Annotated in this window: 4 protein-coding genes; 3 read left to right on the top strand and 1 reads right to left on the bottom strand. The window is 74.2% G+C overall.

The window, feature by feature from the left end; genetic code table 11:
* Positions 1 to 16: 16 nt before the first annotated feature.
* The 3 genes from ACFV2X_RS12215 (at position 17) to ACFV2X_RS12205 (ending at position 9994) form a co-directional block, all read left to right on the top strand.
* Positions 17 to 3421, top strand: coding sequence for a glycosylhydrolase-like jelly roll fold domain-containing protein (locus ACFV2X_RS12215; RefSeq protein ID WP_385614781.1), 3405 nt, complete (start codon positions 17 to 19; stop codon positions 3419 to 3421).
* 112 nt (positions 3422 to 3533) lie between these two features.
* Complete coding sequence (locus ACFV2X_RS12210; RefSeq protein WP_385614778.1) at positions 3534 to 7034, top strand: family 78 glycoside hydrolase catalytic domain; 3501 nt, start codon at positions 3534 to 3536, stop codon at positions 7032 to 7034.
* 11 nt (positions 7035 to 7045) lie between these two features.
* Positions 7046 to 9994 (top strand): glycosyl hydrolase, encoded by a 2949-nt coding sequence (locus tag ACFV2X_RS12205; protein WP_385614775.1) that lies wholly within the window; start codon positions 7046 to 7048, stop codon positions 9992 to 9994.
* A 33-nt stretch (positions 9995 to 10027) separates the two neighbouring features.
* Here the strand turns inward: ACFV2X_RS12205 and ACFV2X_RS12200 are convergent, their stop codons facing one another.
* Positions 10028 to 11191: a PP2C family protein-serine/threonine phosphatase gene (locus ACFV2X_RS12200; RefSeq protein ID WP_385614772.1), complete on the bottom strand. Its 1164-nt coding sequence runs from the start codon at positions 11189 to 11191 to the stop codon at positions 10028 to 10030.
* Positions 11192 to 11296: the final 105 nt, after the last annotated feature.

The following is an 11296-nucleotide window of genomic DNA, read 5'->3' as shown; positions in this document are numbered from 1 at the left end:
CTACGGGAGCACCCCCATGCCTGAAACCGGCACCCCAGAGCCCGAAAGACCGATCCGACCGACCAGGCGCCACTTCGTCATGGCCTCCGGGGCGGTCGTCGCCGCACTCGGCACCGGCCTGCCCGCGGCCCACGCGGAGCCCGCGGCCGGCTTCCCCGCCGCCCACTTCACCGACCCCCGCCGCGACAGCCGCCCCACGGTCTACTGGTACTGGAACGGACCGGTCACCCATGAGCTGATCGACCGGCAGCTGGCCGAGTTGCGCGACAAGGGGATGTACGAGGTCGTCGTCTTCCCCTTCGACAACGCCGAGATGAGCCCGGTGTTCTTCAGCGAGGACTGGTTCGACGTGGTCGGACACGTCCTGGCCGTCGCCGAGCGCACCGGGATGCGGGTGTGGGTGTTCAACGACAACCACTTCCCCAGTGGCCGCGCCGCCGGGCTGATCGTGAACGGCGGCACGGTCGGGACCCGCCACTACCCCGCCCGCCCCGAGCTGCGGCTGAAAGCGCTGTGGCGGTCCACCACCGTGGTGGAGGGCCCGGCCACCGTCGATCTGTACGACACCACGGGCGTCGGCGTCGAGAGCGGCCGGCTGGTGGCGGACGCCGCGGTGCTCGGCGGCGCGGCCGTGCTGCGCCGCGGGGCCAGCTGGGACGACTGTACGGTCACCGGCAGCGCCAAGGCCGAGACGGCCGCCGCGGGTCTGCTGCTGCGCGCCTCCGCCACCGGAGACGACGGCTATCTGGTCGAGTTCGATCAGACCGGGGTGGTCACCATCTCCCGGCGCAGCGGCGGCGAGCGCACCGAACTCGCCCGCAGCACCCGCACGGACGGTTTCAACCGGACCAAGTTCCACACTCTGCGGGTGGCCGTCAGCGGCGCCACGCTCACCGTCCGGCTGGACGACAAGGACAAGGGCACGGTCACCGATGACGCCCACCCGGCGGGCAGCGTCGGTGTGCACGCCACCGGCACCCAGCGCGCCCTGTGGGAGGACCTGACCGTCACCGCGGCCGACGGCACGGTCCTCTACCGCGAGGACTTCGCCGACCCGTCCACCCCCGGCGAGTTCGCCACCCGCCGCACGCCCCAGGCCGCCGCGCCGGTGGCGGCCGTCGCCCGCCCGGTCGGCGCCGACGACGCCACGCGGCTGGTCGAGCTCACCGAGCGGCTGCGGACCACCCGCCGCTGGGAGGTGCCCGCGGGGCGGTGGCAGATCGATGTGTTCGGCGGGACCGTCCTGGCCGACGACACCCAGGGCTACAGCCGCGCCTACATCGACCTGCTCGACGAGGAACCCATCGAGCTGCTGCTTGACATGGTGCCCGGCGAGTACCACCGCAGATTCGGCCGCTACTTCGGCAGCGTCGTGCCCGGCTTCTGGGACGACGAGCCGTTCTTCGCCTCCGCCGAGCCGCACTTCAAACGCTTGCCCTGGTCGCCCACGCTGGAGGCGGCCCTGCGGGCGGTCGGCGCCGAGCCCGGCCGGGCGTACGCCGCGCTGTTCGACGACGGCCTCGGCCGGGAGGGCCGGGTGCTGCGCGGGCGCTTCTGGCAGGCGGTGTCCGACCGGTTCGCGCTCGCCTTCCGCAAACAGGCCCGCTGGTACGCCGAGCGGCGCGTCGCGCTGATCACCAACCCGCTCTACGACGAGACCGCCCCCGCCAAGCGCATCGCCTCCACCGGCGATCTGCACAAGATCAACCAGTGGGCGCAGATCCCCGGCGGGGACATCATCACCGCCGAGTACGAGGCGGGCAAGCCCACCATGATCCCGCGCAACCCGGCCAGCGCCGCCCACCAGGCGGGCCGCGAGCGGGTGTTGCTGGAGGCGTTCGGCAACATGGGCTGGCAGGTCGCGCCCGCCTTCGCGCACGCACTGCTGGGCGCGGCCGCCGCCCGGGGCGTCAATCTGACCGTGCTGCACGCGCTGTGGACCGATGAGACACGGGTCTACTTCCCGCCGCCGTTCGGCCCGCGTGCCCCCTGGTGGTGGGCGATGCGCCCGCTGGCGGACTGGACCGGGCGGGTGATGGAGTCCGTCCGCGGCACCTCCGCCGCCCGCACCGCCCTGATCCAGCCGCAGCGCGCCGCCGAGCAGTGGCGCGGCACTGATCAGGGCACCGCGCTGGACACCGCGTTCGGCGCCGCCGCCCGCGCGCTGGAGAGCGCCCAGACCGACTTCGACCTCGTCCATGAGGGTGCCCTGTCCGGCGACCGGGGCCTGCGGGACCACGCCAGGGCCGACGGCGGCACCCTGGCCGTCGGCCACGCCCGCTACGAGGTGGCGGTCCTGCCGAACACCCCGGTCCTGGACGCCGCCACCGCCCGTACCCTCGCCGAGTTCGCCCGCGGCGGCGGCACGGTCATCGCCGTCGGCGAACTGCCCGACCAGGAGGCGGGCGGCGACGACGCCGCGCTGCGCCGCGCCCTGCGGGCCCTGTTCCCCGAGCGGGCCCCGGGCAGCCGCCGGGTCGGCCGGGGCCGGGCCGTGCGGGTCGCGGACCCCGCCGGGCTCGGCGAGGCGGCCCGTGCCGCGGGCACTGCGGCAGCCGTGCTCGATCCCCCCGCCACCTCGGTGCTGGTGCTGCGCACCACCTCCGGCCGGGACACGGCCTTCCTGCTCAACAACGAGAGCGCGGAAACCGTCGTCACCGACGCGGTGTTCCCGGTCGGTGGGGCACCGGAGCTGCGCGACCCGGCCACCGGCGCGGTCACCCCCGCCCCCGTCCACGACGCGGCCGGCCGGCCCGGCGCCGAGGCCACCCGGGTGCCGGTGCGCCTGCGCCCGTACGAGACGCTGGCCGTGGTGTTCCGCGCGGGCGCCACGACCCGCCCCCATCTGACCCGGGCGGACCTCCAGGTCACCGCCGTGACCGCCGAGGGCGGCCGGTTGCTGGCGAAGGCGCTGGCCGACGCCCCCGGCCGGTACGCGTTCAGCGGCACCGACGGGCGACACACCTACGGTGGCGAGGCCGAGGTCACCGATCCGCTGCGGGCGATCCCGCTGGACGGCGACTGGACCGTGGCCCTGGAGCGGGACGGTGCCGAGCCCGTCGTACGGCCGCTCGGCAGCTGGACCGGCCTGGACCCGCGCTTCTCCGGCAGCGCCACCTACACCAAGGACATCACCCTCACCCGGGCGGACCTGGACGGCCGCCGCGTCCACCTCGACCTCGGCGAGGTGCGCGAGGTGGCCCGGGTGACGGTGGGCGGCGCCGCGCTGCCGCCCGCGCTGTGGGCCCCGTACACCGTGGACGTCACCGACCAACTGCGCCCCGGCGTCAACACGATCGCCGTCCGCGTCGCCAACACCCTCGCCAACGAGCGCGGCAAGGCGCTGCCGTCCGGGCTGCTGGGGCCGGTGGCGCTGCGTCCGGTGCGCCCGGTGACGGTCCGTCTCATCCGCACCGTCTGACCCGGGCCCGGCCGCGGCCCGCCCCGCGCCCGCCTGATGCCCGTTTCGCGTTCGAGCGTGCCCGACTTCCGCCCGTTTCCCTGCCGGGCCCCCGACCACTCATGGAGAACCCATGGACCGAACCCTCCGACCCCCGCGGCCACCGCTGCTCCGCAGACCAAGCGACCCCGAGGAAGTAGAGGCACGCCCCCACGCCGCCTGGCACGGCACCTCGCTGCGTTGTCGGAGTCGCCCGAGTAGGCCCACTACGAGGGCGATCCTCCGCCTTGCGACGCTCCCCCAGCTACCGCTGGGAGGTGCCCCCTCCATCAGACGACGCGGGAACCCACCCCTACTTCCCCGGGGCCGCTTCGCCCGGCTCGCCACCACCGCCCTCGCGGCCCTCGCCGCCCTGGCCACCACCCTGTCCTCGGCGGCCCCCGCCGAGGCGAGCGAGGCCGGCCGCCCCACCGCGCTGCGCACCGGGGCCCTGCGGCAGGCGCTCGGCATCGACGACACCACGCCCGAGCTCAGCTGGCGGCCGACCACCACCGGCCGGGACACCGTGCAGCGCGCCTACCGCGTACAGGCCGCCACCAGCGCGGCCCGGCTCGACGCGGGCCGCCCCGACCTGTGGGACTCGGGCAAGGTCGGCTCCGCCGCGCCGCGGGCCGGCTACGCGGGCGACCGGCTCGGGCCACGCACCCGCGTGTACTGGCGGGTCAAGGTGTGGGCCGGCGGCGGCGCGGGCCGGGCGTCCGGCTGGAGCGCCCCGTCCGTCTTCGAGACCGGGCTGACCTCGCCGAAGGACTGGTCCGCGCAGTGGATCGGCCACCCCGACTGGCAGCTGAGCGGCCGTCGGGTCACGCCCGTGGCCGTCGATCTGCCCAGGACCACCGCCCGCTATGTACGGCTCGACGTCACCCGGCTCGGACTGCCGCTCGCCGAAGGCGACTTCCCCGCCCTCACCCGTCGGCTCCAGCTGGCCGAGGTCGAGGTGCGCGACTCCGCCGACCCCGAAGGCCCCGACCTCGCCAAGGGCGCGGTGGTCACCGCCTCGGAGAGCAACACCGTACGCAAGACCTGGGAGCCCGCCCTCGCCGTGGACGGACTCACCAACAGCGGGGCGCAGACCGCCGCCGGATACGCGAGCAAACCGCACCCCGACGCCGATGTGTCCGCCACGCCGATCACCCTCACCCTGGACCTCAAGCAGACCGCCCGCTTCGACCGGGTGCTGCTCTACCCGCGCGCCGACGTCCTCACCGCCGACGGCCGGGTGCCGGGCTTCCCCGTCGACTACACCGTCGCCACCGCGGACGCGGCCACCGGCCCGTTCACCGAGGCCGCCCGCGTCAGCGGGCAGACGCCGCCGAAGCCGTACCTCCCGGCCGGACTCCCGCTGTTCGCCAAGGACTTCACCGTCCCGAAGGACATCCGCTCCGCCCGCCTCTACCTGACCGGCCTCGGCGTGTACGACGCCCGGATCAACGGCCGCCCGGTGGGGGACGCCGTACTGGAGCCCGCCAACACCGACTTCGCCGACCGTGTGCAGTACGCCACCTACGACGTGACCAAGCGGCTGCGGCGCGGTGCCAACACCATCGGCGTCGAACTGGGCAACGGCATGGCCAACGTCGTGAGCACCGCCGACCGCTACCGCAAGCTCTACGGCAACCTCAGCGACCCCAAACTGCTCGCACAGCTGGAGATCACCCTCGCCGACGGCACCGTTCGGCGCATCGCCAGCGGCCCCGACTGGCGTACCACGCTCGGCGCCACCACCTCCGCCAACTGGTACGGGGGAGAGGACTACGACGCCCGCCGGGAGCTCCCGCACTGGGACCGGCCCGGCGGCGACCGCACCGGCTGGCGCGCCGCCACCGCCGTCGCCGCGCCCGGCACCGCCACCGACCCGGCCCAGGTCAGCGCCCGCGAGACCGAGCCGATCCGGGTGACCGAGACGCTGAAGGGCACCGAGGTCGCGAACTCCCCGCAGGGCAGCCGGGTGTTCGACCTCGGGCGCAACATCGCCGGATGGCCCGAGATCACCGTGCGCGCGCCCGAGGGCACCGCGGTACGCGTCTACCCGGCCGAAAGCCTCAAGGACGGCCACGCCCACCAGTCCATCAGCAACGTCGGCGCGCCGCTGTGGGACAGCTACACCACGGCCGGCACCGGGGCGCGGACCTGGCATCCGCGCTTCAGTTACCACGGCTTCCGCTATCTGGAGCTCAAGGGCCTGCCCGAGGGCGCCGAGGTGTCCGTACGCGGCCTTGTCCTGCACACCGACAACGCCTCCGCGGGGGAGTTCACCAGCGGAAGCGAGCTGCTGAACGGCATCCACTCGCTCATCCGGGGCGCCATCCAGGGCAACATGATGAGCGTCCTCACCGACTGCCCCAGCCGCGAAAAGCTCGGCTGGCTGGAGCAGGACCAGCTGGTCTTCCCCGCCCTGGCCGCCAACTACGACATGCGGTCCCAACTGCGCAAGATCGTCCGGGACATGGCCGACGCACAGACCCCGGACGGCCTGATCCCCAGCACCGTGCCGGACTACACCCTGCTGCCGGGCGCCTACCGCAACGACGCCAACTGGGGCGGGGCGTTCGTCCTCGTTCCCTGGCAGCTGTACACCACCTACGGCGACCAGGAGACGCTGCGCACCTACTACCCGAGGATGAAGGAGTACGCGGCCTTCCTCGAGCGGCAGGTCACCGACGGCATCCTCGACTACGGCCTGGGCGACTGGATCACCCCAGACCGCACCTTCCCGCGCGCCGTCGCGGGCACCTACGGCTACTGGCGGGTGGTCGACGCGCTCGGCCGGATCGCCGGAGTGCTCGGCGAGCGCGAGGACGCCGCCGCGTACCGGGAGAAGGCCGACGCCTCCGTCGCCGCCCTGAACGCGAAGTACTACGACGCCACCACCGGCACCTTCGGCGGCGGCGGACACGGCGCGGAAGCGCTCGCGCTGGACATGGGGGCCGTGCCCGACGGACAGCGGCAGCGGCTGCTCGACCACTTCGTGCACAGCGTCGAGCAGGCCGGCGACCATCTGGTGCTCGGCGAGATCTCGCTGCCCGCCGCCTTCCGGGTGCTCTCCGCCGCCGGGCGCGACGACGTCGTCTACCGGATCGCCACCAGGACCGACAGCCCGAGCTACGGCTACCAGGTCCAGCACGGCAACACCACGCTCGGCGAGACCTGGGACGGCGGCTCCGGCCAGTCCCAGAACCACTTCATGCTCGGCGTGATCGACGGCTGGTTCACCGGCTCCCTCGCCGGGATCCGGCAGACCGACGACTCGATCGGCTACCGCAGGCTGCTCTTCGCGCCCGCCGTCGTCGGCGATCTGACCTCGGTGGCGGCCTCGTACACCACGCCGTACGGCCCGGCCCGCAGCTCCTGGCGGCGCGACGGCTCCGCGTACCGGCTGACCGTGACGGTGCCCGCCGGGACCACCGCCGAGGTGCGGGTGCCCGTCACCTCCGGGGCCGTGGGCGCGCCGGACGGGGCGCGGCCGCTGCGCACGGACGACGGTGTGCGGGTGTACGAAGTGCCCTCCGGGACCTGGACCTTCACGTCCGTATACCAGCCCGTATCCGAGCCGCGGACCGGGAGCGACGCATGAGAGACGGACGCGTGAGAGACAACAGAGGCGGCCCGCGCCGCCGGACGCTGCTCGGCCTGGGCGCCGCGGCCGGGGCGGCGGTCCTCCCGACGACCGCGGCTCCCGCCGCCGTCGCGCGCGAGACAGCCCCGCGGCCCGGCTTCGCCGCCACGTTCGCCTCGCCGGGCCGCGCCGTGCGGCCCAAGTTCCGCTGGTGGTGGCCGGACGGCCTGGTGGACCCGGCCGAGCTGGCCAGGGAGGTCGACCAGATCGCCGATGCCGGATTCGGCGGGGTGGAGATCGCGGCCGTCACCCACAGCCTGAGCGAGCCCATCGACGCCGAGCGCTACGGCTGGGGGACCGCGGCCTGGGTCGCCGGGCTTGAGAGCGCCCTGCGCCAAGCCGACCGGCGCGGCCTCACCGTCGATGTCACCATCGGCCCGGCCTGGCCCGCCGCCGTGCCCACCGTCACCCCGGACAGCGAGGCGGCGGCCCACGAGCTGGCCCACGGCCTGAACACCTTCCAGGGCTCCTACGCGGGCCCGGTGCCGCCGCCGGTGGTGCCCGCGGCCGAGGGCGTGACCGACCGGCGGCTGCTGTGGGTGCAGGCGGCCCGCATCGGCGCGGCCGCCGCGGCCCCGGCGCCGCTGCAGCTGGACCGGGACTCGGTGACCGACCTGACCGCGCTGGTCCGCGACGGCGCCCTCCAGTGGACCGCGCCCGACGACGGACAGTGGGCGCTGATCTCGTACTGGGAGCGCGGCTCCGGGCAGCGGCCCGAGGGCCCCGCCCACACCTCCCCGCTCGCCCATGTCGTCGACCACTTCAGCGCCGCCGGCACCCGCGCGGTCACCGACTTCTGGGAGCGCCGCGTCCTCACCCGCCGGGTCCGCGAACTGCTGCGCCGGGCCGGGGGCGCGCTGTTCGAGGACTCCCTGGAGATCGAGACCGACGCCACCTTGTGGACCCCCGGCCTGGCGGACGAGTTCGAGCGGCGCATCGGCCACCCCCTGCTGCCGTATCTGGCCGCGGTGATCGAGAAGGACGAGAAATACGTCTTCGCCTTCGACGCCGCCACCAACAAGGCCGTGCGCCGCGACTATATGCAGGTCATCACCGATCTGTATCTGGAACACCACCTGCTGCCGCTGCGCGACTGGGCCCATTCGCTGGGCCTCGCCCTGCGCGTCCAGCCGTACGGCCTGGAGACCGACGCGATCCACAGCGCCTCGCTCCTGGACATCCCCGAAGGCGAATCGCTCGGCTTCAAGAATCTCGACGACTTCCGCTGTCTGGCCGGTGGCCGGGACATGGGCGGCGGGCGGGTGCTGTCGAACGAGGCGGGCGCCACGGCGGGCGGTGCGTACGCCACCACCTGGGACGCCACGCTGCGCAAGCTGGTCACCCAGTACTGCGCGGGCGTCAACCAGGCGGTGCTGCACGGCTTCGGCTACGCGACCGCGCCCGGCGCCGCCTGGCCGGGCTTCGCCGCCTTCTCCCCGTACCACGGCGGCCCCGGATACGGCGAGGCGTGGGGGCCGCGCACCCCGGCCTGGCGCCATGTGTCCGACGTGGCCGGATACCTCGGCCGGGTCCAGGGCGTGCTCCAGTCCGGCACCCACCGGGTGGACGTGGCCGTGCTGCGCCAGAAGGGGTACGCGGGCTCCGGGCTCGGCGCGCCCTGGTTCACCCCGGACGGGGTGCCGCTCGGCTGGACGCACACCTTCCTCAGCCCGCGCTCGCTCGGCCTGCCGAGCGCCGTGGTGCGGGACGGGCGGCTGGCGCCCGACGGGCCCGCCTTCAAGGTGCTGGTGCTGGAGGGCGACGTCATGATCGGGCGGGAGCACACCCTGGAGCTGGAGGTCACCCGCAGGCTGATCGAGCTGGCCGAGGACGGGCTGCCGATGATCGTGGTGGGGGACTGGTCGGACGGGCATGTGCCCGGGCTGCCGCACGAGGGCGACGACGAGCGGCTTCGTGCCCTGATCACCCGGCTGCTCGCCGTCCCCGGGGTGCGGCGCGCCGCCGACCGGCCCGATATCCCCGCGGCCCTGGCCGAGCTGGGCATCGAGCCCGACGTGGCGTACGCGGCGCGCTCGCCGCTGCTGCACGCCCACCGGGCGGGGCGGGACGTGGCCTACCACTTCTTCGCCAACGGCTCGGCGACCGCGGCGGTGGACCACGAGGTGGCCATCGCCACGCCGTGGGCCAAGGCCGCCCCGTACGCGCTCGACGCCTGGACCGGCGAGGTGGCGCCCCTCGCCGTCCACCGCGACGACGACGGCGGCCGGGTCACGCTGCGGATCACCCTGGCGCCCGGGGCCACCGCCCTGGTCGCGCTCGCGCGCGGCGCCGGGCCGCTCCACGCGCTGAGCACCGACGCCCAGTCGGCGCGGATCGCGGACGGTGTGCTGGAGGTGCTCGACACCCGGCCCGGGGCCCGCGAGACCGTGCTGAGCGACGGTCGGAAGGTCGTCGCGCGCATCGGCGAGCTGCCCGCGCCGCTCACCTTGGACCGCTGGTCGCTGCGGGTGGCCGACTGGCGTCCTGGCCGCACGCCCGACCGCCATGTGACGGTGGACCACCGACTGGACCTCGACGCCCTCGCGGCCTGGCCGGACCTCCCCGGTCTGGAGGACGTCTCCGGCGTCGGGCGCTACCGCGCCACCGTACGGCTGGGGCGCGGCTGGACCGGAGCCACCGGCGCCCGGCTGGAGCTTGGGGAGGTCTTCGACACCTACCGGGTCACCGTCAACGGCACCGCGCTGGGCCCGGTGGACCAGGTCACCGGCGTGGTGGACCTCGGGGGCCTGCTGCGGCGCGGGGAGAACACGATCGAGGTCGAGGTGGCCACCACGCTGCTGAACCGGTTGCGGACCGTACGCCCGGCGGAGTTCGGGGCGGCCAAGCGGCAGCGGTACGGCCTGATCGGGTCGGTCCGCCTGGTGCCCTACGGACGGGCGGTGGTGCCCGCCGACTGAGCCGTCACCGGCCCGAGCCCGCCCGGGCCGGGTCTACGGGTCGCCGGGCAGGACGATCCCGGGGGCCGTTTCGGTCCGTTCGATGAGGATCATCGCCGCGTCGTCGGTCAGATGCCCGTCGGCGTGCCGGACCAGCGCCTGGCGCAGCCGGTCCAGGTACTCCTCCGGGGTGGCGCCGTCCAGTATCTCCAGGGTCTCCGGCAGCGGGAAGAACTCGTGGGAGCGGTTGCGCGCCTCCAGCACCCCGTCGGTGTGCAGCAGCAGCCGCTCGCCCGCGGTGAACGGGTAGGTCTCGGTGGCGATGGGCGGGCCGGTGAGGAACTCCTCCAGGCCGAGCGGGGGCAGCGGGCGGGTGGGGTCGAGGGTCCGTACGCAGCCGCCCTGGACGATCAGCGGCGGCGGATGGCCGCGGTTGATCAGCTGGATCGTCGCATCGTCCGGCACCTGCGCCAGCAGTACGGTGACGAACTGCTCGGCCTGCTCCTCCCAGTGCCGCGGATCGGCCGTCCGGTCAAGCAGCGCGTACTCCCGCTGCAGCGCGGCCGCGCAGCGGTGCATGACCTCGGCCAGGTCGCGTTCGTAGTGCACCGCCTCGCGGAAGGCGCCCAGCACCGCGGCGGCCGACCGCACGGCCGCCAGCCCCTTGCCCCGTACGTCCCCGACGATCAGACGCACCCCGAACCGGGTGGTCATCGCCTCGTACAGATCGCCGCCGATCTGCGCGCCCCGCTCGGCCGCCAGATACACGCTGGCGGCCATCACCATGCCCATCCGGGTGGGCAGCGGCCGCAGCACCACGTTCTGCGAGACCTCGGCGATCCGCCGCACCTGCGTCAGCTCACGCGTTCTGCGGACCCGTACGGCGCTGCTCACCACGCTCGCGATCGCCACCAGCAGCAGCGCGGCCATGTTCGCGTACACCTGCTGGGTGCCCCAGGCGTGGTTGACCGTCGCGGTGGTCGAGCTCACCAGGAGGGCAAGACCGGCCACGGAACTGGTGCCCAGCGGCCCCATGGTCACCGCGGCCAGCGCCGGGGCCGGGGACAGCAGGGGGCCCGTGTACACCGTGTGCACCGGTGACAGCTCGATCGCGACCACGGCCACCAGGGCCACGAAGGGCAGGCACCGGGCAATCACGAAGAGCTTACGGCTGTGGCCGTCGGCTCCTCGGTCCGCTGAAGAGCGGAGGAATCGCATAACCGGCTACTTTAATCGGATTACGGCACATTAAGGAGTTAACGGGCGGTAAAAGCAGTGAATCATGGGAGGCGGGTGGTGTGCGGCGGCCCCTTGTCGTGTCCT

The organism is Streptomyces sp. NPDC059679, assembly GCF_042734105.1.
Classification (GTDB): Bacteria; Actinomycetota; Actinomycetes; order Streptomycetales; family Streptomycetaceae; genus Streptomyces.
Note: the sequence above shows the minus strand (reverse complement) of the source record. Positions and strands in the feature narration are given on the sequence as shown.

Coding starts and splice junctions, on each gene's coding strand:
- ACFV2X_RS12215 (WP_385614781.1), top strand. CDS start 17: ATGCCTGAAACCGGCACCCCAGAGCCCGAAAGACCGATCCGACCGACC.
- ACFV2X_RS12210 (WP_385614778.1), top strand. CDS start 3,534: ATGGACCGAACCCTCCGACCCCCGCGGCCACCGCTGCTCCGCAGACCA.
- ACFV2X_RS12200 (WP_385614772.1), bottom strand. CDS start 11,191: ATGCGATTCCTCCGCTCTTCAGCGGACCGAGGAGCCGACGGCCACAGC.